Source organism: Arthrobacter sp. BF1 (genome assembly GCF_056680215.1).
In genome coordinates this window covers 3,741,053-3,763,855 of sequence record NZ_CM155271.1, presented here as the reverse complement: position 1 = coordinate 3,763,855, position 22,803 = coordinate 3,741,053, and the positions used below count along the sequence as shown (strand labels likewise).

The window sequence follows — 22,803 nt, the reverse complement described above, 5'->3', positions numbered from 1 at the left end:
ACCACCACGACGTTCGCCGGGCCTCCGCTGACCGTGTGGGATCCGAGTCTCGGGGTATTCCTTTGCTCACCCGGTAGTCCGGCGCCGTCCTCGGTAGCCGAGACCTGAAAAAAGTCGGCCTTCTGGAAGAGCCGGCGGCCCCTCGCCGGGTGCGACGGCGCTAACCCGCACCTTGTGGGGCGCGTAGCCCCCGGCCGGGTTTTGCGTAAAGGCAACGACGGCGGCCGTGGACACGCTGTAGGCGATGTGCGCTGGTGCCGGATACGGGCCCCAGTGGGAGGCGGTGTTCACGATCCGGCCGGTGACGACGGCCGGACTCACCTTGCCGCTGCGTGTGGGGGTGCTGGCTTTGGTGCGTATGCACTGCGTGAACCGGCCGCAGCATGAATGTCAGACCCTCCCACTAGCCTGAAAGTATCCGGCGGCGGGCAGGTCGGAAGTGGTTTCTCGGAGGAGGTGCGGTATGGAAGTTCAGGCGTTCGTCACCGATGACGAGACATGGGTTCCTGCCGTCGCATTCACGGAGCGCTGGGATTCGCTCCTGACCGGCACGGTCAGCTTCCCGCTTCCCTCTTTCCTGACGGCCGACGAAGCGCTGGAGGTGGCGGGGGCCGCCGACCGGCTCATCGCTTGGGGAACCGCCGTGAAGTACGGCGCCCTGGCCCGGGTCGAAGAAGCGGTCGGCGAAGATGCTCCACCGCGGCAAGAGGCCCAGCCGGTACGGTTTGGCGGGGAAGAAGCCCGTGCGCTGGCCGTGGCCGAAGTGTCCACTGCCTGTGCCCTCTCGGAGGGCACTGCCGCACGCTCATTGAGAGATGCAGCGGATCTGGCGACGTCCCAATGGGAAGTCCTGGAAGCGCTTGAGGCGGGCAAAATTTCCGACGCGCACGCCCGGATCATCCTCGACCAGGCCCGTTCCCTTCCTCCCGAGCAGGCCGAAAAATTTGCATCAGCGGCCCTGCAGCGCACGCGGACGCGGCAGGGGCGCCGCCGCACACCGTCCGAATTGCGCGCCTGCATGGGGCGGCTGCGCGAGGACCTCCACCCCGAAAGCCTCACGGCCCGCAAAGAGTCTGCGCAGCGGGAGCGCGGTGTATGGTTTTCCGCCGAGCCTGACGGAATGTGCACGCTGTCCGCGTATCTCACGGCGGACGTCGGGATGGCGATCTACAACGGACTCGATCGCGATGCGCGGCAGGCCAGTGCGCGGGCTGCAGAGCTCAGAAGCCTTCCAGGGCACGGCACGGCTGAATCCCGCGCCGCTTCCGGGGTTGGCGGTGCTTCCGATTCCGGCTCCACTTCCGATTCCGGCACATTGTCAGAGCTTCGCGCTGATGCCCTGGCGTACCGTCTTTTTGGTGGCTCTGACGAGCTCTTTGGTGGATCTGACGGGGAGGAATCCGGAGCATTCCGTGCCGAAGTCATCGTGACCATTCCCGTCAATAGTGTTCTCGGCGGCCAGGACATTGAAATGGCTGAGCTTGAAGGCTACGGTCCCCTCGATGCTGCCACGGCGCGGCGCTTGGCGGCCCTAGCTCCCACATGGCAGCGGCTATTGACCGACTTCACCACGGGCCAGGCCCTGGGCGTTGGCCGAGCGGCCTACCGTCCGCCGAAGGCTCTGCGCCGGTATCTGTATTCTCGTGACGGCACCTGCCGATTCCCCGGATGCATGCGTCGGGCCACCGCCTGCGAACCCGATCACACCATCGAGTGGCAGGACGGCGGTACTACCGACGCCGGCAACCTGGCAATGCTTTGCCGACGCCACCATGCGCTGAAGTCCATCGGCGCCTGGAGCTATAGACAGTCGTCACCCACGGGGGATCTCGAGTGGTGTTCACCGCTAGGCCGGGAATATTCCACCGAGCCAGCGGACGTCGGCAAGGTTGTTTATCCGCTCCAGCAGCCAGAGCCGCCGCCGCCGTTCTAGGCATACCCCGTTTGATACCTCAGTCCAGCGCGTAGATCTGGCCTGTCTGGATGCCTTCCACCGACTTCACATAGGCGCGGCCAACGGTATCGTTGGGCACCTGCGAGAATCCGGGAAAGCCTGGCCGAGGACCTTGGCCGCGACCACCTCGAGCCGGGCCCCAACGCTCTTGCCGAGAAGCACGCCGTGATCGGCGAAGTCCGCGGCCGCGGCCCGCCAGCAGATGCCGGGGGGCCAGTCTCGGTGCTGCAGCGCCCATGCGGCGCGTGTTGCTGGCCCAACGCGAGGACAAGGTTTACGCCCTACCTCAGGCGAAATACGGCGGGCCGGCACGTCGGCGATGCCGTTTCACTCCTCCGCTCAGGCGTGCCGGGGAGCACCGCTGGATTCGCGCGGGATGAGGGTGGGCATGGCCCGGCGGATGCGCGGTTCCTGGCCCGGGTTGACGATGAGCTCAACGGCGGTGGCGGCAATCTGGTCCAGCGGGACGCGGACGGAGGAGAGCGGGGTGGGGAGCCGGGCCGAGAGGGGAGTGTCGTTGTATCCGACCAAGGCAAGGTCTTTTCCAACCGTGATGCCGGAGCGGTGAGCAGATGCCATGATGCCCATGGCGATGTTGTCATTGGCGGCAAATATGGCCGTGGGACGTTTTCCGGCGTTTTTGGCCAGCAGATATTCCCCTGCTGTGTACCCGTTTTCGATGCCATAGCCCGCGGCGATAAGCCAGTCTTCCCGCGTGCTCAGGCCAGCTTCGTCCATGGCTTTCCGGGCGCCGGCCAGCCGGGCGAGACCGGAGGACGTGAAGGAGGGGCCGGTGACGACGGCGATGTCCCGGTGGCCGAGGTCAACGAGGTGGCGGACGGCCAGGTAGCCGCCTACTTCGTCGTCTCCAAGTGCCGAAGGGCTTTCTCCGTCTGTTCTCAACACTAGGACGTGGGCGACGCCGCGTTTGCGCAGAAGCCGCGGAAGCTCGTCGTCGAGCCGTGCCGTGGCGAGGATGAGTCCGTCCACATTGCGGTCCAGGAGTGTTTCAGCCGCCCTCCGTTCGTCGTCGGGATCATCCCCGCTGGTGGCCACCATCGCGAAATAGCCACGGGCAGCAGCTGCTCGCTCAAGTTCCTCGAACATCAGTGCCATGACGGTGTCACTCAGGCGAGGCACGAGAACGCCAAGAGTGCGCGTTTCGCCCCGGCGAAGGCTGGAAGCGAAGGAATTCCGCCGGTAGCCGAGCTCCTCGGCTACCTTCCTAACATGGGCTGCGGCAGCCGAACGAGAGGCTGTGCCCCGCTCGTCCAATGCCCGGCTCGCGGTGGAAACGCTCACGCCGCTGGCGGCGGCGACATCCCTGAGGGTGACGCTTGGGGCTGCGGCCTGCGGTTCCATACCAAAACTCCTGTTCGGGACTGTCCTAGAAGACACTCTATTTCCTCCATCTTAGAAACCGGCCCTTGACAGTGAGCTGGACCACGCCGCAGAATGAAAACGTTCCCGCAAACGTTCTCACATTCTAGCGGGGCTACGATCTAGATAACAGAGGAAGCTCTCATGACCATCGATCTTCGCGGGCTCGTTCCCGCACCTGTAACGCCGTTCAACCGTGATGGCAGTGTCGACGTCGACGCTATCCACCGCCTCGGCGGCTGGCTGGCCAGCGTCGAAGGCGTCAAGGGCCTTGTGGTCCTGGGCCACGCCGGCGAGGGAACGTTCCTGACCCAGGACGAGCAGGCTCTCGTCATCCGTGAATTCAAGAACGCCGTCAACGGCGAGATCCCGATCATTGCCGGCATCACCGGCGAGGGAAACATGGTGGCCGCCCTTGAGGCCAAGCGCGCGGTCGAGGCCGGCGCCGAGGCCGGCCTCGTCTACCCCTCCCACGGCTGGCTGCGCTTCGGCTACCAGAAGGGCGCGCCGCAGACCCGCTACAAGGAAATCTACGAAACCTCCGGCCTGCCGCTGATCCTCTTCCAGTACCCCGACGCCACCAAGGCCACCTACGATCTGGAAACCCAGCTTGAGATTGCCGGCCAGGAGGGCGTGTTCGCCACAAAGAACGGTGTCCGAAACATGAAGCGCTGGGACACGGAAATCCCTGTCCTGCGGGCCACGTACCCGGAGCTGCAGATCCTCACCTGCCACGATGAGTACCTGCTGCACACCATGTTCGACGTCGACGGCGCACTCGTCGGCTACGGCGGACTCGCCCCCGAGCCCCTGGTGGAGCTCATCGCCGCCGGCAAGGCCAAGGACTACGCCGCCGCCCGCGCCATTCACGACCGCCTCCTGCCGGTAACCAAAAACGTTTACCACCGCGGATCGCACATGGAAGGCACCGTCGCCCTCAAGGAAGGCCTCGTGGCCCGCGGCATCCTCGAGCACGCCACCGTCCGTCCGCCGCTGCTCCCGCTTGCTGAAGGCGCCGGCGCTGAGATCGCATTGGCTCTCAAGTCCGCCAACCTGGGAAGCGTCACCGTTTCTGCCTGATCCTCGGATCCCAGTGGATGGCGGGGTAGAACGACCCGCCATCCACTCCAAACTTTTATCTCTCCCACTCTTGGTCAATGAGGACCCCAGCACCGCTGCTGGAGAAGGAGGACTCGCAATGCGCGAGCCGAACAACACCGCAACAATGGCCAGCGGCCCCGAAGCTGCCCGCATCAACGCGCAGCTCGTGGCCAGGCTCGAACGGCTCCCGGTCACCCGACGGCTGAGCCTCATCCGCATCATCATTGGCTCGGCCACCTTTTTCGATGCGTACACCGTCCTGGCGATCGCGTTTGCGATGCCCCAACTGGTGACCGAATGGCACCTGAGCGCGGGCGAGATAGGAATGATCCTCTCCGCCGGCTATGTCGGCCAGATCTTCGGTTCGCTCTTCTTCGGGCACCTGGCCGAGAGGATCGGGCGGCTGCCTGTCCTGCTCATCACCATCCTGCTGTTCGTGTCCATGGACATCGGCTGCCTGTTCGCCTGGGGTGCCTGGTCCATGATCGTCCTCCGCTTCCTTCAGGGCATCGGCACCGGCGGCGAAGTGCCCGTGGCCAGCGCCTACATCAATGAGTTCATCGGCGCCAAGAAACGCGGACGCTTCTTCCTCCTCTACGAGGTGATCTTCCCCGTCGGCCTCATGTTCGCCGGGATCGCCGGCTACTTCCTGGTCCCGGTCTTCGGCTGGAAAGCCATGTTCATCGTCGGCCTCATCCCCGCGGTACTCACCATCCCGATGCGGGCACTGATGCCTGAGTCCCCCCGCTGGCTCGCCTCCACCGGCCGCGTGAAGAAAGCCGACGCCGTCGTCAGCATGCTCGAAAACGAAGCACTCAAAGCCGGTGCAACGCTTGCCGAGCCGATCGTGCGCCCGGTAGACCTGAAAGCCACAGCCCGCTCCGACTGGCGCGAACTCTTCAAAGGCATCTACCGCAAACGCACCTTCACCATCTGGTTCCTGTGGATCTGTGTGTACATGGTGAACAACGGCCTGATCACCTGGCTGCCCACGCTGTACAAACAGACCTTCAACCTCCCGCTGCAGACCAGCCTCGCCTACGGCTGGGTAACGTCCGCGGTCGGCGTTGTCGCCTCCATCCTCTGCGCCCTGCTGATCGACCGGGTAGGCCGCAAGCGCTGGTACACCGTGGCCTTCCTGGCTTCCACAGTCCCGCTCATCATCCTCACCGCGCTCGGGGCGGCATCCGCAACCCAGGTGGTCATCTTCGCGAGCGTGGCCTACGCGATCCTGCAGACCATCTCGTTCTCGCTGTACCTCTACTCCGCCGAGCTCTACCCGACCCGGCTCCGTGCCATCGGCACCGGCTTCGGCAGCGCATGGCTCCGGGCAGGTTCCGCCATTGGGCCGCTCCTCGTCGGATGGATCGTCGACAACTTCGGCATCAGCTACGTCTTCACGGTGTTCGCTGCGGTCGCCCTCATCGGAGGACTCATCACGGTTGTCTTCGCCATCGAAACAAAGGGCCGCGTCCTCGAAGAACTCTCCCCCTAATTGCCACACCACGCATAGCAGTCATGCAAAAGAGCGACCCGGCTCCAGTACAGGCCGGGTCGCTCTTTGCGAACCTGGGGCAAGTGAACGGCGCCGACTATGCTGCGGGGTGCCGCCCATTTTTCCCGAGCCCCGCGCGCCATGGACAACCCCAACCACCAGGCCTAAACTTGCTGCGCTGGGACCCCGACAATGGTGTTGGAAAGGGTTCGCGATGGGAAATCAGGAAGACGCCGCACTGGTGCGGCGCGGCTATGAAGCCTTCAACTCCGGCGACATAGAAACGCTTAAGGGCCTCTTCGCCCCTGATGCCGTCTGGCGCGTCGGCGGAAGCGGCGGCCTCGCGGGGGTCAAACAAGGGCCGGACGAGATCTTGGCGTATTTCGGTGAGCTGTTTTCGCGGTCAGGCGGGACGGCAAAAGCTGAACTTCAGGATGTCATCGCCGGTGAAAGCCACACGGTCGCCCTGCAAACTGCTCAGGCACAGCGGAGCGGCGAGTCCATGGAGCAGCGCGGCGTCATCGTCTTCACGCTCAGGGACGGGAAAGTCACCGAGGTCAATGAGTTTCAAGAGGACACGGCCAAGGCCGCCGACTTCTGGTCGTGACGCCAAAGGCGGGCAGATCAGCTATACACGGCCTTGCACAGTCAAAACTTGGTCAGCAAACCGAAAAGCTGCCACTGCATTTGGGTTCCCTTACATATTTTGGGGGAGCCCGCGTCGATAGCATGAGTTGACCGGACAAAGCCGTCCGGTCAGATCGACGCAGAAGGAAGCCCATGGCAGCCGTTACGGTGGACGACATCCTCGCGGACCTCCCTCTGGGTTTCGCAAGCCTCATCCTTCGGCCGTCCCCTGCCCGCTCTGCGATCGAACGGTTCCTGATAGTGGATGCGGATGATGAAACGTCCGACGGCGGCGCGGCCTTTGTCCTGCTGATCGGCGTCCGCGGCCGCTCGGCTTTGCCCGCGCTGCGGCGGCTCCTGAAGAACCCTCCGCCGGTGGTGGCTGTCAAGGGTAGGCGTGAAGAGCTCGCAGAAGCTGAAGAGCTGCTGCGCGACGCCGGCACGGGCCTGCTCCTGGTGGATCCGGGGGCTGACTGGGACCGGCTGCTGTCCATCGCCAAGGACCGCATCCAGCCGCGCAGCTACCAGAGCGAAGTGCTGACGCTGCTGGAAGAGGACCTGTTTGCCATCGCCCAGACCACCGCCAGGCTCACATCCAGCCACGTGCTCATCGAAGACGCCGCCAACAAGGTGCTGGCATACTCCACCGTTTCGAACGACATCGACGAGCTGCGCAAGGCCTCCATCCTGGCCCGGCGCGGTCCGCGCAAATACGAGCTGCTGCTGAAGGACCTCGGCGCTTACCGTGAACTGCACAGGACCCGGCTGCCGGTGCGGGTACCGGCCCGGCCCCAGGACGGGCTGCGGGAACGAGTGGCCATCACACTGTTCGCCGGGGACCGGATCATGGGCTACATCTGGCTGCAGGAAACCGGGGACGGCTTCGGCCCGGACGTTGATTATGTGCTGAAAGGATCTGCGGCACGGGCCTCAGCCGAGCTGATCCGTCACCGCAACCAGCAGTCTGTGCACATGCGCGAGGACCGCATTGTGCGGATCCTGTCAGGTTCGGCGGAAGCCGCGGCCAGTGCTCACAGCGAGAAGATCTCCGCTGAGCGCCCGGCCGCATTGATCCTGATCGGAATGCCCGATTCCGAAGCCCAAGCCGACGACGCAGCACTGAAACACGGCGAACTCGCTAACCTGGCGTCCATCCACGCGGCCGCCTACAAAGCGTCTGCCGTCGTGGGCCAGTTCAAAGGCGACACCGCCGTAATTGTCCCTGGCCTGCAATCAACCTCCGCGGAACCCGGGTTGCGGAGCCTGGCCGAGTCCATCGTCCGGGATGCCGGCAAGCACCTCGGCATCAGCCCGTTCGCAGCCGTCGGTCCAGTAGCCCCGGATCTTCTGTCCCTACACACAACCACCGGTATCACCGAAGCCCTGTTGAGGTGTGTGGGATCGTCTCCAGTCAGGGGCGTTGCCACGGTGGACGACTTCGAGGGAGAGATCCTCTTCCGCGAGGCGTTCCAGAATTTCACGTCCTCCACGTTCCGCCACCGCAGTCTTTCCGCCCTACTCCGGCAGGACGCAGAACTCGCGGAAACCCTGCACGCGTACTTCGAAGCGTCGCTCGATGCCGCCGAGTGCGCCAGCAGGATGGGGCTGCACAAGAACACCGTCTACTACCGGATCAGCAAGGCCTCCCGGGTGACCGGCCTGAACTTCGGCAACCCGCGAGACTCGCTGGTGGTCCTGCTCCACATCCAAGAATGGGCAAGCACACCTAAAGAACAACTGGGCAGGAAATGACCACAGCACTCAAAGCACCGCCGTTGGACGCAGTACTGGACGACATCGTCCGCAGCCACAGGCCACAGCGGGAAACCGGTTCTGTCCCGGCCAACATTCCCCTCCTGGCAGCGGTACCCTTCGACAGGTTCGGGATCGCCGTCGCCACCACTTCCGGTGAGATGTTCAGCTCCGGCGACGCCGACGTCCCGTTTTCAATCCAGAGCATCTCCAAGGTGTTCACGCTGGCAATGGCCCTTCAAGGCGACAGCTCCGGAACGCTGTGGTCCCGCGTGCTGCGCGAACCGTCCGGCACCTCGTTTAACTCCCTGGTTCAGCTGGAACTGGAGCACGGCATCCCGCGGAACCCCTTCATCAACGCCGGCGCCCTGGTGGTCACCGATCACCTAATGGAAGAAACGTTCGACGCCGCCACCCAGGTGTTGCGGTTCCTCACCGCCCAGGCGGCCAGCACCGGGCCCTTCATCGATGAGGCCGCCGCAGCCAGCGAGCTCGCGAGCAGCAGCCGCAACCTGGCCCTGGCGCACTTCCTGAAGGACTTCGGCAACCTGAAGCATCCCGCGGAATCAGTGGTGGAAAACTACGTCCGCCAATGCTCCATCATGATGTCCTGCGTGGAACTCGCCAAAGCCGGACTTTTCCTCGCCATGGACGGCCACGGATCGCTCGGAACCGTGGTGTCCCGCAGCGACGCGAAACGCATCGGCTCCATCATGTTGACCTGCGGGATGTACGACGCCGCCGGTGAGTTCGCCTACCGTGTGGGCCTTCCCGGAAAAAGCGGCGTGGGCGGCGGGATCCTGGTCATCGTTCCAGGTGAATGTGCCATTTGCGTCTGGAGCCCGCGGCTTGACGCCAAAGGAAACTCCCTTGCCGGCACCGCGGCTCTCGCCGACCTTTCCGACCGCACCGGCTGGTCCGTTTTCTGACCTGCCCGAGCTGCAAACCCCACAACTTCTTCCCAACCCAGCAGGATCTTCTCCGTATCGAAAGGATCAACCATGCCCATCAACCCCAATGACGAGGTTGTAGTGAACCAGGCCGATGGCGGCCACGCGCACGCCTCTGAATCGGCATTGCACGCGGAGGACAAGGGCTACCACAAGAACCTCAAACCGCGGCAGATCCAGATGATTGCCATCGGCGGCGCGATCGGCACCGGCCTGTTCCTCGGAGCCGGCGGCCGCCTCAACGCCGCCGGCCCGTCGCTGGTCATCGCCTACGCCGTCTGCGGCTTCTTCGCATTCCTCATCCTCCGGGCCCTGGGCGAACTGGTGCTGCACCGGCCCTCCTCGGGCTCGTTCGTCTCCTACGCCCGTGAATTCTTCGGCGAGAAAGCCGCGTTCGTCTCCGGCTGGTTCTACTGGATCAACTGGGCCACCACCACCATCGTGGACATCACCGCCGCCGCCCTGTACATGAACTTCTTCGGCCACTACATCCCCTGGATGGCAGCGGTCCCGCAGTGGGCCTGGGCCCTGACTGCCCTCCTCGTGGTCCTCGCCCTGAACCTCGTCTCGGTCAAGGTCTTCGGCGAACTCGAATTCTGGTTCGCCATCATCAAAGTGGCCGCGCTGGTGGTCTTCCTCGTGGTGGGCACCTACTTCGTCATCTTCGGCACCCCGGTGGACGGCCAGTCGGTGGGCCTGAGCCTGCTCTCGGACAACGGCGGCGTGTTCCCCAACGGCCTGCTCCCCATGATCATCCTGATGCAGGGCGTCCTGTTCGCCTACGCCTCCATCGAACTCGTGGGCACCGCCGCCGGCGAAACCGAAAACCCCGAAAAAATCATGCCCAAGGCCATCAACTCCGTGGTCTTCCGCATCGCCGTGTTCTACGTCGGCTCCGTCATCCTCCTCGCCCTGCTGCTGCCGTACACGTCCTACGAGAAGGGCGTGAGCCCGTTCGTGACGTTCTTCGGCTCCATCGGCATCCAGGGCGTGGACGTCATCATGAACCTCGTCGTCCTCACCGCCGCCCTCTCCTCCCTCAACGCCGGTCTCTACTCCACCGGACGCATCCTCCGCTCCATGTCAGTCAACGGCTCCGCCCCCAAATTCGCAGGCCGCATGAACAAAGCCGGCGTCCCCTACGGCGGCATCGCCATCACCGCCGGCGTCTCCCTTCTCGGCGTCCCCCTGAACTACCTCGTACCCGCCCAGGCCTTCGAAATCGTGCTCAACGTGGCATCCGTCGGCATCGTCATGACCTGGGCAACCATCGTCCTCTGCCAGATCCAGCTCCAACGCTGGGCCACCAAAGGCTGGCTCAAACGCCCCTCCTTCCGCATGTTCGGCGCCCCCTACACCGGCTACCTCTCCCTGCTCTTCCTCGCCGGCGTCCTGGTCATGGTCTTCATCGACTCACCCCTGACCATGCTCGTCACCGCCATCGCCTCCGTCCTCATGGTCTTCGGCTGGTACGCCTGCCGCCAGCGAATCCGAGAAATCGCCGAAACCCGCGAAGGCTTCACCGGAACCGCCCCCGTCGTCGCCAACCCGCCGGTGGAATCCTTCAGATAAACCCGCACCATCCGCTACGAACGCCAAACCAGTCCAAACAGCCAAAGAAAGCCCATGACAACGGAAACCGAAGCAATCCTGACCGCATCCCACACCCAGCCCGCCGCCGTCGGGAATTCCGAGCAAGACGCCCGGCAGGCAAGCCGTTCGGAGGTGCCCCATGCCGGGGCCGGCCAGGCACTAAAATCAGCCGGGCACGTGATAGTTGATTCGCTGGTGGCCCATGGTGTGGAGCGCACCTATGTGGTTCCCGGCGAGAGCTTCCTGGACGTCCTGGACGGGCTCCACAATTCAGGTATTGAAACCATCGTCTGCCGGCACGAGGGCGGCGCCGCCTACATGGCCGAGGCCGACGGCAAGATGCACCAGCGCCCGGGCATAGCGATGGTGACCCGGGGGCCCGGCGCGGCCAACGCACATGTGGGCCTGCACACCGCATGGCAGGACTCCACCCCCATGCTGCTGTTCGTCGGCCTGATCCCCTTCGCGCACCGGGACCGCGAGGCGTTCCAGGAGTTCGATATCAAGGCCTGGTTTGATACGGGGGCGAAACGGGTCATGGTCCTTGACCATGCCGAGCGGGCGTCCGAGATCGTGGCCGAGGCGATGTTTGCGGCCATGAGCGGGCGGCCAGGCCCGGTGGTGGTGGGCCTGCCGGAGGACATCATCCGGCAGCAGATTGACCCGGCGCTGCACCCCGCCATTCCGGTGGCGGCAGGCGGCTTAAGCGGCACCGACGCCGCCGCCCTGGAGGCTGCGCTGGCAGAATCCAGCAAGCCGCTCTTCGTCACCGGCGGCAACGACTGGACGCAGGCAGCAGCTGACCAGCTGACCGAATGGCTGGAACGGCACCATATCCCGGCTGCCGCTGAATGGCGGACGCAGGGAACGGTCTCCTTCGATTCCCCGTCCTACGTGGGCCCGATTGGCTACGGCCGCCCCCGCCCCACTTACGACCTGCTGGAGGAAACCGACCTGCTGGTGTTTGTGGGGACGGTGCCGGGCGACGTGATTACGGACGGATTCGTCTGCCGGCAGGATTGGAACAAAGAGAACTTCCTGGTCACAGCCGACCCCTCGCTCCGTGGCCGGTCGGGACCCGTTTCACGGCAGATCCTGGCCAAGCCCGAGGCCTTTGTCCGCGATCTTGTGGGGATCGACCTGCCGGCGAAGGAAGAGTGGAAAGTGTGGACGGACCGGATGCGGGGCGAGCAGGAGCGGTTCGCCGCACTGCCCGCCGCCGCACCGGCAGCTGGGCAGGCGAGGATGGACACGTTGATGGCAAACCTGGTGCCCAGGCTGCCGGAGGATGCACTGGTGACGTTCGGAGCGGGGGAGCACACCAACTGGGCCCACCGCTACTTCCCTACCCGCCGCTACGCCTCCATGATCAGTGCCCGCAACGGTTCCATGGGGTACTCGGTCCCTTCGGCCATCGCGGCATCGCTGGCCGAACCCCGGCGCCGCGTGGTCACCATCGCCGGGGACGGGGAGTTCCTCATGAACGGCCAGGAGCTGGCCACCGCGGCCCAGTACGGGGCCACGCCGCTGGTGATCGTTATGGACAACCAGGAATACGGCACCATCCGCACCCACCAGGAGCGGCACTACCCCGCACGCGTGTCCGGGACCCAGTTGAAGAATCCGGACTTCGGCCTGATGGCCCGGGCCTTCGGCGGTTTTGGGATCACTGTCACCGAGGACAAGGACGTTCCGGCCGCACTGGACGCCGCCCTGGCGGCCATCGACGAGGACTGCGTCTTCGCCCTGATCCATCTCATTGTGGAACAGCGCGTTAAGGCTTACTGAGCCAGGAGCTGACGGGACGCGGACGACGGCGGAACATCCCGCCGTCGTCCGCTGCTCTCTGACGCGGGCTGCCACGCCGAAATCGTAATGGTGGGGCACCTGCCCCGCTCCGGCACGGTCAGCAGCCGCAGGACCGGCGAATAAGGAGCTATGCGGGGAGAAGTTGGACCTTGCCATCTGGATGGTTGTCAGAGAGCGCTGCCTCGAACGCTGCTTCGGCACTCTGGTGATGGGCTGCCGGACAGTCGTGAGCTGAGGCCAGCTGAACTCCGATTCAGAGGTTCCGTCGAACGAGAGGACGGCAAGGGGCGGGCAGGTTTCTCTTGACAGCATTATTGACTAAACTCATAATTGAGGTTAGTCAGTAATTGCAGCACCATCAGGAGGGAGTCGGAGCCATGAGAGCGTTCGTCGTCAAAAAGTACAAAGGCCCGCTGCAGGAATGGAATGTTCCTGAGCCCACAGTGGGGGAGCAGGATGTGCTGGTGCAGGTGCAGGCCGCGGGCCTCAACATGCTCGACGAGAAGATCCGGGCCGGCCAGCTCAAGCAGATCCTGCCGTACCGACTTCCTTTGATCGCCGGAAACGATGTCGCGGGTACCGTCATCCGTGTCGGTTCCAGGGTGCGCGCGTTCAAGCCTGGCGATGAGGTTTACGCACGCCCCGGCCAGGACCGCATCGGCACGTTCGCCGAGCGAATCGCCATTGCCGAGGCCGATCTGGCGCTGAAACCGGCTTCAATCAGCATGGAGGAGGCGGCCTCGCTTCCCTTGGTCGCACTGACCGCGTGGCAGGCGCTTGTTGAGCGCGGCAACGTGGGGCCCGGCCAGAAGGTCCTCATCCACGCCGGCGCCGGGGGAGTCGGATCGATCGCCATCCAACTCGCCAAGCACCTCGGGGCGACCGTGGCGACCACAGCAAGTGCCTCCAACCTGGACTTCGTGCGCGAGCTCGGCGCAGACACCGTCATTGACTACCGCAGCCAAGACTTCGAACAGCTCCTGAGTGGCTGTGACCTGGTGCTGGACAGCCTCGGCGGCGAAAATCTAGAGAAGTCGCTGCGCGTGCTCAAGCCCGGCGGCAAAGCGATCGGCATTGCAGGGCCTCCGGACCCGGCATTTGCCCGCGAAGCCGGCCTGAATCCGGTGCTCCGCCTGGCCATCAGCGGCCTCAGCGCAGGTATACGCCGGCAGGCCCGGAAGATAGGCGTCAGTTACGAATTCCTGTTCATGCGCGCCAGTGGCGACCAGCTGCGCCAGATCACCGCACTGATCGACGACGGCGTGCTCCGCCCCGTCGTCGGCCGCGTTTTCCCTTTCGGCCGGACCATCGAGGCCCTCGAGGGCCTGGAAAAGGGCGGCATCCGTGGCAAGGCCGTCATCAGCCACCCCTGACCAGCCAACTTCACAGGAGAACCGTCATGAACGCGCACGAGTCCTTAGACGAACCCGTAGCTACGTCCTACGCCAAAGCGCCGTCCCGCCGGTTCAGCGCCGGCGGCGTCAGCTACGCCTACCGGGAGCTTGGCCCTAAGGGCGGCATCCCCGTCATCTTCTTCGTCCACCTCGCAGCCACCCTGGACAACTGGGATCCACGCATCATCGACGCCATCGCGAAGAACCACCATGTCATCACGTTCGACAACCAGGGTGTGGGCGCCGCGACCGGCCAGGTGCCCGACAGCATCGAGGCGATGGCCGACGACGCCTACGACTTCATCAAGGCGCTCGGATTCGGGAAAATCGACATCTTCTCCTTCTCCCTCGGCGGGATGGTCGCCCAGGCCCTGGTCCTTAAGCACCCAGGCCTCGTCCGCAAGCTCGTCCTCACCGGTACCGGACCCAAGGGCGGCAAGGGTATGGATAAGGTTGCCAGGACCACCTACTACGACATGCTCCGGGCCACCCTTACCAGGTCCGACCCCAAGGAATTCCTGTTCTTCAACCGCGACACCGCGGGCAAGCAAGCCGGTAAAGCATTCGTGAAGCGACTCGAGGAGCGAACCGCCGACCGCGACGCGCCGATCAGGGTCAAAGCGTTCCAGACCCAGCTGAAAGCGATCAAGAAGTGGGGGCGCGGGACGCCGGCTGACCTGTCGAAGATCACCCAGCCCACCCTGATCGCCAACGGGGACAACGATCGGATGGTGCCCTCGATCCTCTCCGAGGATCTGCACCGCCGCATCAGCGGCTCCGAACTGATCATCTACCCAGGCTCCGGCCACGGAGGTATCTTTCAGTTCCACGACAAGTTCGCCCCCATCGCGGCAGAGTTCCTCTCCCGCTGACGGAAAGAGTACCGGCAGCTCCATCTCGCCGAGACAAATCCGGGCTTCTGGCCGGCGGCCGTCGGCATCGAAACTGACATCCCCGTCGATCGGAAGATCGACGGCGTCGCGGAAGTCACCAGCACTTTCACGCCTCACTGATCCTCGGCTTCGCAGACAAGTCAGCCCGGGCGGCATTCTTCTAAAAGTGTCGAGGATACCCGCCCTCGTTTAATCGGGGATTGGTGGCGCCGCGGTCATGAGATCGTGTCATGACCACGGCGCCACGGGTGTTTTAGGCGTTCTTGGCGGTCAGCTGTGGGTATACGGCCTCGATGGGGGTGCTGAGTCCGGCCTTGAGCTGCACGGACGTGTCGTCGGCGAGGACCTCGTACTCACCGGCTTCGACCGCGTCCAATACGGTACGCACGAGATCGGCCGGGTCCGTCTTCGGCTCTGCGGTGTGTGCCGCCATCGCGGTGTCGACATAGCCGACGTGCACACCGACGACGTGGACGCCTGCGGGGGCGAGCTCGAGGCGCAGTGAGTTGGTGGCCGACCAGAGGGCGGCCTTGGTGGCGCTGTAGATACCGGCGACGGCGTACCAGCTCAGGGCGGAGTGGATGTTGATGATCGCAGACTCTTCCCTCGCTGACAGGATCGGAGCGAATGCCCGGGTGAGGAACAGTGGGCCGAGGAAGTTCGTCTCGACGTTGGTTCGGATTTCTTCAGTGGTGTGGGTGAGGATGCCGCTGCTGGCCACGGAGGCTCCGGCGTTGTTGATCAGTACCGTGACGTCCCCGGCGGCCTGGACTGCTGCCTGGATGGAGTCGGGGTCGGTGACATCGAGGGTGAGCGGGACGATGCGCTCGTCCTCCCAGGTGCGGGGGGTTCGGGCGCTGGCGTAGACCTTGCTGGCGCCGCGTGCGAGGGCGTCTTTGACGAAGTGGGTTCCGATGCCGCCGTTTGCTCCGGTGACGAGGACGACTGCTCCATTGAGTGAGGGCATTTTCATGGACTTTCTTCTGGTGAGGTTATCCGTACCGGATGGTGCGGATGGTTTGAGTGCGCCGACCTTCGGCTGGCCCGGGAGCGGCCGGGGCTGGCGTGTCTCGGGCACTACATCAGGCGTGTGCCATGGCCGGGTAGTCGGTGTAGCCGGCCGCGCCGCCGCCGTAGATGGTGGCCGGATCCAGTTCGTTCAGCGGGACGTTTGCGCGCAGCCGCTCGACGATATCGGGGTTGGCCAGCGCGAAACGGCCCAGCGGGGCAATGTCAGCAAGGCCCGCGTCGATATCCCCGGCGATCTGCTCGCGGGTTCGTCCGTAGCGGACCACGAGCACCGCCGTCGGCCATGCGTCCCTGAAAGAGCGCAGCAGCTCGTCGTCGCCGACGTGGTGCAGGTGCAGGTATGCCAGGTTCAGCGTGGCGAGCTCACCGACCAGATGCCGGTACTGGGCCCGCACGCTCTCGGTGTCGCCCTCGTTGATGCCGCCCAACGGCATGGCAGGGGAGAGGCGGATACCAACACGGTCCGCCCCGATCTCATCGGCGACGGCCCTGGCGACCTCGATCACGAACCGGGACCGATTTTCCACGGAGCCGCCGTAGGAGTCGTTGCGGTGGTTGGCGTTGGGGGAGAGGAACTGGTGCAGCAGGTATCCGTTCGCGCCGTGGATTTCGACTCCGTCGGCGCCGGCGGCGATGGCGGAAGCCGCGGCGTGCCGGAACTCGGCGATGGTGGCCCGGATGTCATTGACGCTCAGCTCGCGCGGGACCGGGGTCTTCTGCGGTCCGGTGGGGGTGAGCATGTCCTGGTCGGCGGAGATCGCCGAGGGTGCCACGGGCAGGCGGTGGTGCGGCGTGTTGTCGGGGTGGGACATCCGGCCCGCGTGCATCAGCTGGATGAACACGGCCCCACCACCGGCGTGCACCGCCTCGGTGACCTTTCGCCAGCCTTCGACGTGCTCGGGCGTGTAGATCCCCGGAGTGTTCATGTAGCCCTGTCCATCCTCCGACGGCTGCACCCCCTCCGTGATGATCAATCCAAGGGAGGCGCGCTGCGCGTAGTACTCGGCGGCGAGGTCGTTCAGCGTGCCATCCTGGTTGGCCCTCGTACGGGTCATTGGTGCCAGTGCGAGTCGGTGAGGGAGTTCCACCCGGCCGAGGGTGAACGGCTGCCAGAGAGAAGACAAGGTCATGGGAAAGGTTGTTCCTTTGATCGATCGGTCGTGGATATCACCGCTGCGCCGGCCCGAAGTGCATAGGCCGTGAGAGAATGAGCGAAGGCACTTTTGAGCCGCAAACAGTAGCGACTATGCTCATAACTGAGCGTAGTCAGATTCTATTCCCGAAGGAACACTCAATGTCAGTCGCCCCTCAGTCCGTCGGACGGCGCGAGCGGAACAAGCAGGACAAGCTCGACCGCATTACGGCCGCCGCGCGGGAGCTCTTCTCCGAGCATGGTGTCGATGACGTCACCACCCAGCAGATCGCAGATAAGGCTGACATCGGTACGGGGACTCTATTCCTGTACGCCAAAACCAAAGCCGAGTTGCTCCTGCTCGTGCAGAACTCCAGCTACAGCGACGCGCTCGTGGAGGGCAAAACGGCCGCCGAGGCAGTCCCCGATGTGTTCGAGGCAGTGATGGCGATCGTTCGCCCGGTCGTGGAGTGCAACCGCAAGCAGATTGACAACGGCCGAACCTACCTTCGAGAGATCGTGTTCGGCGACCCTGAGGAGCCCCACCACCGCGATGCCCTCGCCCTAACCGTTCAAACCGAGGAAGCGATTGCCGACGTCTTGCGGCGTGACCCGCGCATCGAGCCCAGGGACGCTGCAACGCTCGCACACATGGTCTCCGCGATCATGTTCCTCAGCATGGCGGCCACGATCAAGATCGCCAGCTCCGTTGACGAAATCCTCTCCGAGATCTCAGAGCAGGTCGCCGTTCTCTTGCAGACACGGGGAACGCTCCCAACAACGCAGTGAAGCTGCACCGATCCATGATGGCCGCTGGTGATCACCGGCCAACCCTGACATCCCTGAAATTCCGGGTGGCTTTTGGCATAGCTTGCCTGGCAGCCCGGTCCGGAACCTCCCCGGCCCCTGTTCAAACGTCGATAAAGCTAGCTGCCCGAGGCAACTCTTGGTCCAGGTTGCACAGGTCCACCTTGGGCGGCGCCGGAAGCAATGCGCCGTGCCGCGAAGCCCGTCAGGACCGCTACGGTGGCCGCCATGAGCAGCCCGGCCAGCAGGTAGACGCCGAACAGGGCCGACGCCGGGGTGGTTTCGTCAATGAACGGCGACGGGCAAGTGTCCACAGGATTCCCGCGGCCCAGGCGCCCGCGTTGACGGGAATCCAGAAGGCGGTCCGCACTCCTTGGCGCCGCAGGACCAACCATTGGAGTGCCGGGATGGAGAGCAGAAGCACAAAGCCGAGCACCACCGTTAGGACAATCACCCAGGGTGAGCCAAAGTCGATCCCGCCAGGCTGCTTGGGAGCATCCCAATGGACCAGGCTGCGGCTGCTCCTGCCGCGGTCGCGAGGATCCAGGGTGTCCTGGGTATTGCGTGCCCTAACCCGATGGACTGGCCGAATCCCAGCAAAACGCCTTCACACGCGCCGGCCAGAACCATGGCCGGATAGACCACACCAGCCGGCGCGGCAAGGAGGCTCAGGATGCCGCCCACCATCGCGGGAAGGGCAACCCTGCGGCTTCCGCCAGCGTCACCGACACAATCCAGCGGCGGAGGAACCGGTCCCTGACCACGATCAGCCCTCGCCGGCTGCCGCGGCGTCCAGCGGGAAACCTGATACCACGCTGATGTTCATGAGGGCACCTACGCCCATCCCCGGCATCGGATAGCCGCGCTAGCTGATGGCGGTGTCTGACCTGTGCAGAAGGCGGCCGATGAGCCAGCCAAGTAGGCGAACGCGCCCAGCAGGACCGGCGAATACGCTGTCGGAGAACCGGCCCATTTTCCACACCGCCCACCCGGCTCAATCCCAGCCTCCGGACGTAAACTGACCTCCGCACCATAAATCGCGGGACGGAACGTTTGGAGCCTGATGCTCTGGAAACTGCTTGTTGAATACCTGCGGCCGCACCGGCAGCTGCTGATCGCCGTCGTGATTTTCCAGCTGGCGCAGTCCATCGCGTCGCTGTACCTGCCCACGCTGAACGCGGACATCATTGACGAGGGCGTGGCCAAAGGCGACACCGGGGTCATCCTGAACCTGGGCGGTTTGATGCTGGGGATCACCCTGCTGCAGATCGTGTGCTCGGTAATTGCTGTGTACTTCGGGGCGAAGGCCGCGATGGGCGCCGGAAGGGACCTCCGCGGGGCTATTTTCCAAAGGGTCGGCGAGTTCTCGGAGCAGGAAGTCACGAAGTTCGGCGCGCCCAGCCTGATCACGCGCTCCACCAACGACGTCCAGCAGGTCCAGCAGCTGGTGCTGATGGGCGCCACCATGATGGTGGCCGCGCCCATGCTCGCCATCGGCGGCGTCATCATGGCGGTCCGGCAGGACGTGCAGCTGTCGTGGCTGATCGCCGTCGCCGTGCCCGCGCTCATGATCGGCGTGGGGCTGATCATCGTCCGCATGGTGCCGCTGTTCCGGAAGATGCAGAAGCGGATCGACACCGTGAACCGGGTGCTCCGCGAGCAGCTCACCGGCATCCGCGTGGTGCGCGCGTTCGTCCGCGAGGACATCGAGACCGCCCGCTTCGCCCAGGCCAACGAGGACGTCACGGACACCGCGCTGCGTGCCGGCCGGCTGATGGCGCTCGCGTTCCCCGTGGTGATGCTGGTGCTGAACGTCTCCAGCGTGGCCGTAATCTGGTTCGGCTCGTTCCGGATCGAGGACGGCTCCATGCAGGTGGGCACCCTCATCGCGTTCCTGAGCTACCTGATGCAGATCCTGATGTCCGTCATGATGGCCACGTTCATGGCGGTGATGATCCCGCGCGCCGCAGTCTCAGCGGACCGGATCGGTGAGGTGCTGAACACGGAATCGAGTGTGCGGCCGCCGCTGAATCCCGTCAGCTCCGCCGTGTCGCCGGACGGGCACCGGCGAGGGCAGCTGGAAATGCTCGACGTCGGATTTGCTTACCCGGGGGCCGACCAGCCCGTCCTCTCGGGGATCAGCTTCACCGCCAAGGCAGGGCAGACCACGGCGATCATCGGCAGCACCGGCGCCGGAAAGACCACCCTGGTGAACCTCATGCCGCGGCTGTTCGACGCCACCACCGGCTCGGTGATGATCGACGGCGTAGACGTGCGCGAGCTGCACCCGGATTTGCTCTGGGGGCACATCGGCCTGGTCCCGCAGAAGCCGTACCTGTTCAGCGGCACCGTGCGCAGCAACCTGCAGTACGGCAAACCGGACGCCACCGAAGACGAGCTCTGGAAAGCGCTGGAGATCGCCCAGGCCCGGGACTTCGTGGAGGAAATGGAAGGCGGGCTGGACGCGCCCATCAGCCAGGGCGGCACCAACGTTTCCGGCGGGCAGCGGCAGCGGCTGGCCATCGCCCGTGCGCTGGTGAAACGGCCCGAACTGTACATCTTCGACGACTCGTTCTCCTCCCTGGACACCGGCACCGACGCCCGGCTCCGCCAGGCGCTCAAGCGCAACACCGCCGGCGCCACGCTGGTGATCATCGCCCAGCGGGTGTCCAGCATCGTGGACGCGGACCAGATCCTGGTGCTCGACGACGGCAGGATCGTCGCGCGCGGCACGCACCGCAGGCTGCTGGAAACGTCCGAGACGTACCGCGAGATCGTCTCCTCCCAGCTCGCAGCGGAGGAGACGGTATGAGCCGCCAACCCTCTTCCGGAACCAGCGCCGGAACCGCACCCGCCCCGAAAACCGGTACTGCCGCCGTCGTACGCATTCCGCGTCCAGCGGGCGGACCGGGACGCGGCGGACCGTTCGGCGGGATGAACATCCCGGCGGAGAAGGCGATGAACTTCTGGCCGTCGGCCAGGCGGCTGCTGGGCACGCTGCGGCCGGAACGGGCGTGGCTGCTGCTGGTGCTGGTCATGGGGGTGGCCAGCGTGACGCTCTCGGTGATCGGGCCGCGGCTGCTGGGGGAGGGCACCAACCTGATTTTCGCCGGCGTGGTGTCCAGGCAACTGCCTGCCGGGGTGACCAAGGAGCAGCTGATCGCGCAGTTGCGGGCAGCGGGGGAGAACCAGAAGGCGGACATGCTCACGCCCATGGCGCTGACGCCGGGGCAGGGGATCGACTTCGCCGCGCTGGGCACTGTGCTGACGTGGGCGCTGGTGCTGTATGTGCTGGCATCGGCGTTTATGTGGGTGCAGGCGTATGTGCTGAACGGGGTGGTGCAGCGGACGGTGTTCGGGCTGCGGGAGGAGATCGAGGCGAAGATCCACCGGCTGCCGCTGCGCTATTTCGATTCGATCCAGCGCGGCGAGTTGCTGAGCCGGGTGACCAACGACGTGGACAACGTGTCCCAGAGCCTGCAGCAGTCCATCAGCCAGGCGGTCACGTCGGTGCTGACGGTGGCGGGTGTGCTGGTGATGATGGTGATCCTCTCACCCACGCTGGCGCTGATCGCGCTGGTGACCGTGCCGCTGACGCTGGGGATCACGGCGCTGATCGCCAAGCGCTCGCAGAAGCTGTTTGTGGCGCAGTGGAAGCACACGGGCGAGCTGAACGGGCAGATCGAGGAGACGTACACCGGGCATGCGCTGGTGAAGGTGTTCGGCCGGCAGCGTGAGGTGGAGGAGCAGTTCCGGCAGAAGAACGTGGAGCTGTACGACGCGAGTTTCGGCGCGCAGTTCATTTCCGGGCTGATCATGCCGGCCATGACGTTCATCGGGAACCTGGTGTACGTGGGGATCGCCGTGGTGGGCGGTCTCCAGGTGGCGTCCGGGTCCATGCAGTTGGGCGATGTGCAGGCGTTCATTCAGTACTCGCGGCAGTTCACCATGCCGCTGGCGCAGCTGGGGTCCATGGCGAATTTGCTGCAGTCCGGCGTGGCGTCCGCCGAGCGGGTGTTCTCGTTGTTGGATGAGGACGAGGAGTCTGCTGAGCCTGCTGCTTCTTCGGGTCCGGTGTTTGGGCGGGGACGGCTGGTGTTCGAGGACGTGTCGTTCTCGTATTCGCCTGACAAGCCGCTGATTTCCTCTTTGAGTCTCGTGGCGGAGCCGGGGCAGACGGTGGCGATCGTCGGGCCCACCGGGGCAGGCAAGACCACGCTGGTGAACCTGATGATGCGGTTCTACGAGCTGGATGCGGGGCGGATAACGCTCGACGGCGTGGACGTCACCTCGGTGCCGCGGCGCGAGCTGCGCTCCCGGCTGGGCATGGTGCTGCAGGACACGTGGCTGTTCGGCGGGACCATCCGGGACAACATCGCGTACGGGCGGCCCTCGGCTACCGAGGACGAGATCCTGGAGGCGGCGCGGGCGACGTACGTGGACCGGTTCGTGCGCTCGCTGCCTGAGGGGTATGACACGGTACTGGAGGATGAAGGTGGGAATGTGTCTGCGGGGGAGAAGCAGCTGCTGACGATTGCCCGGGCGTTCCTGGCCCGGCCGTCGGTGCTGATTCTGGACGAGGCGACTTCTTCAGTTGACACCCGGACCGAGGTGCTGGTGCAGAAGGCCATGCGGGCCTTGCGGTCCGACCGGACTTCTTTTGTCATCGCCCACCGGCTCTCCACCATCCGCGACGCCGACCTCATCCTGGTGATGGAGGCCGGCCAGATCGTGGAGCAGGGGACGCACGCTTCGCTGTTGGCGGCGGGCGGGGCCTATGCCCGGCTGTATGAGGCGCAGTTCGCGGCCCCTGTCGCGGAGGTTTAGGGAGCGGGCGCGGCCTCTTGAGGCCGCGCCCGCTGGAAAGTACCGCCACTGGATGGCAGA

At 64.9% G+C, this 22,803-nt stretch carries 18 protein-coding genes; 13 read left to right on the top strand and 5 right to left on the bottom strand.

The features are described 5' to 3' along the window. Positions 1–66: 66 nt before the first annotated feature. Complete coding sequence (locus tag AC1MCD_RS17675; RefSeq protein ID WP_498678404.1) at positions 67–291, bottom strand: SDR family NAD(P)-dependent oxidoreductase; 225 nt, start codon at positions 289–291, stop codon at positions 67–69. 172 nt (positions 292–463) lie between these two features. On the opposite strand from AC1MCD_RS17675, the gene AC1MCD_RS17670 reads away from it, so the two are divergent. After that, on the top strand, positions 464–1,933 hold the full coding sequence (locus AC1MCD_RS17670; protein WP_498673788.1) for an HNH endonuclease signature motif containing protein: 1,470 nt from the start codon (positions 464–466) through the stop codon (positions 1,931–1,933). 360 nt (positions 1,934–2,293) lie between these two features. Here AC1MCD_RS17670 and AC1MCD_RS17665 read toward each other — a convergent pair whose 3' ends face one another. Continuing rightward, positions 2,294–3,316 carry a LacI family DNA-binding transcriptional regulator gene (locus AC1MCD_RS17665; RefSeq protein ID WP_498673786.1) on the bottom strand — a complete coding sequence of 341 codons (1,023 nt, stop codon included), beginning with the start codon at positions 3,314–3,316 and terminating at the stop codon, positions 2,294–2,296. A 162-nt stretch (positions 3,317–3,478) separates the two neighbouring features. Between AC1MCD_RS17665 and AC1MCD_RS17660 the strand changes: the two genes are divergently transcribed. The 9 genes from AC1MCD_RS17660 to AC1MCD_RS17620 all read left to right on the top strand — a co-directional run bounded on the left by AC1MCD_RS17660 (position 3,479) and on the right by AC1MCD_RS17620 (position 14,927). After that, a complete protein-coding gene (locus tag AC1MCD_RS17660) occupies positions 3,479–4,414 on the top strand; it encodes a dihydrodipicolinate synthase family protein (RefSeq protein WP_498673784.1) in 936 nt (311 codons plus the stop codon). Positions 4,415–4,532: 118 nt separating this feature from the next. After that, the gene (locus AC1MCD_RS17655) at positions 4,533–5,930 is read left to right on the top strand and encodes an MFS transporter (protein WP_498673781.1); all 1,398 of its coding nucleotides are present in this window, start codon (positions 4,533–4,535) and stop codon (positions 5,928–5,930) included. A gap of 214 nt (positions 5,931–6,144) precedes the next feature. After that, positions 6,145–6,537 carry a nuclear transport factor 2 family protein gene (locus tag AC1MCD_RS17650; RefSeq protein WP_498673779.1) on the top strand — a complete coding sequence of 131 codons (393 nt, stop codon included), beginning with the start codon at positions 6,145–6,147 and terminating at the stop codon, positions 6,535–6,537. Positions 6,538–6,710: 173 nt separating this feature from the next. Then, complete coding sequence (locus AC1MCD_RS17645) at positions 6,711–8,309, top strand: PucR family transcriptional regulator (protein WP_498673777.1); 1,599 nt, start codon at positions 6,711–6,713, stop codon at positions 8,307–8,309. Further along, a complete protein-coding gene (locus tag AC1MCD_RS17640; protein ID WP_498673774.1) occupies positions 8,306–9,238 on the top strand; it encodes a glutaminase in 933 nt (310 codons plus the stop codon). Before AC1MCD_RS17645 ends, AC1MCD_RS17640 begins: the two co-directional genes overlap by 4 nt. 72 nt (positions 9,239–9,310) lie before the next feature. Then, complete coding sequence (locus AC1MCD_RS17635) at positions 9,311–10,831, top strand: amino acid permease (protein WP_498673770.1); 1,521 nt, start codon at positions 9,311–9,313, stop codon at positions 10,829–10,831. 54 nt (positions 10,832–10,885) lie between these two features. Beyond that, positions 10,886–12,640: a thiamine pyrophosphate-dependent enzyme gene (locus AC1MCD_RS17630; RefSeq protein ID WP_498673768.1), complete on the top strand. Its 1,755-nt coding sequence runs from the start codon at positions 10,886–10,888 to the stop codon at positions 12,638–12,640. A gap of 398 nt (positions 12,641–13,038) precedes the next feature. After that, positions 13,039–14,034, top strand: coding sequence for an NADP-dependent oxidoreductase (locus tag AC1MCD_RS17625; protein WP_498673767.1), 996 nt, complete (start codon positions 13,039–13,041; stop codon positions 14,032–14,034). Positions 14,035–14,060: 26 nt separating this feature from the next. After that, on the top strand, positions 14,061–14,927 hold the full coding sequence (locus AC1MCD_RS17620) for an alpha/beta fold hydrolase (RefSeq protein ID WP_498673764.1): 867 nt from the start codon (positions 14,061–14,063) through the stop codon (positions 14,925–14,927). Positions 14,928–15,201: 274 nt separating this feature from the next. Here AC1MCD_RS17620 and AC1MCD_RS17615 read toward each other — a convergent pair whose 3' ends face one another. After that, the gene (locus tag AC1MCD_RS17615) at positions 15,202–15,915 is read right to left on the bottom strand and encodes an SDR family oxidoreductase (RefSeq protein WP_498678402.1); all 714 of its coding nucleotides are present in this window, start codon (positions 15,913–15,915) and stop codon (positions 15,202–15,204) included. Positions 15,916–16,030: 115 nt separating this feature from the next. Next, positions 16,031–17,107 (bottom strand): alkene reductase, encoded by a 1,077-nt coding sequence (locus tag AC1MCD_RS17610; RefSeq protein WP_498673762.1) that lies wholly within the window; start codon positions 17,105–17,107, stop codon positions 16,031–16,033. A gap of 164 nt (positions 17,108–17,271) precedes the next feature. On the opposite strand from AC1MCD_RS17610, the gene AC1MCD_RS17605 reads away from it, so the two are divergent. Continuing rightward, complete coding sequence (locus AC1MCD_RS17605) at positions 17,272–17,898, top strand: TetR/AcrR family transcriptional regulator (RefSeq protein ID WP_498673760.1); 627 nt, start codon at positions 17,272–17,274, stop codon at positions 17,896–17,898. A gap of 137 nt (positions 17,899–18,035) precedes the next feature. Here AC1MCD_RS17605 and AC1MCD_RS17600 read toward each other — a convergent pair whose 3' ends face one another. Beyond that, complete coding sequence (locus AC1MCD_RS17600) at positions 18,036–18,230, bottom strand: hypothetical protein (protein WP_498673759.1); 195 nt, start codon at positions 18,228–18,230, stop codon at positions 18,036–18,038. Between the two features lie 749 nt (positions 18,231–18,979). On the opposite strand from AC1MCD_RS17600, the gene AC1MCD_RS17595 reads away from it, so the two are divergent. Both AC1MCD_RS17595 and AC1MCD_RS17590 read left to right on the top strand, forming a co-directional pair. Beyond that, entirely contained in the window at positions 18,980–20,728 is a 1,749-nt protein-coding gene (locus AC1MCD_RS17595; RefSeq protein WP_498673757.1) for an ABC transporter ATP-binding protein, read from the top strand. Next, positions 20,725–22,743, top strand: coding sequence for an ABC transporter ATP-binding protein (locus AC1MCD_RS17590; RefSeq protein WP_498673755.1), 2,019 nt, complete (start codon positions 20,725–20,727; stop codon positions 22,741–22,743). Before AC1MCD_RS17595 ends, AC1MCD_RS17590 begins: the two co-directional genes overlap by 4 nt. Positions 22,744–22,803 lie beyond the last annotated feature (60 nt).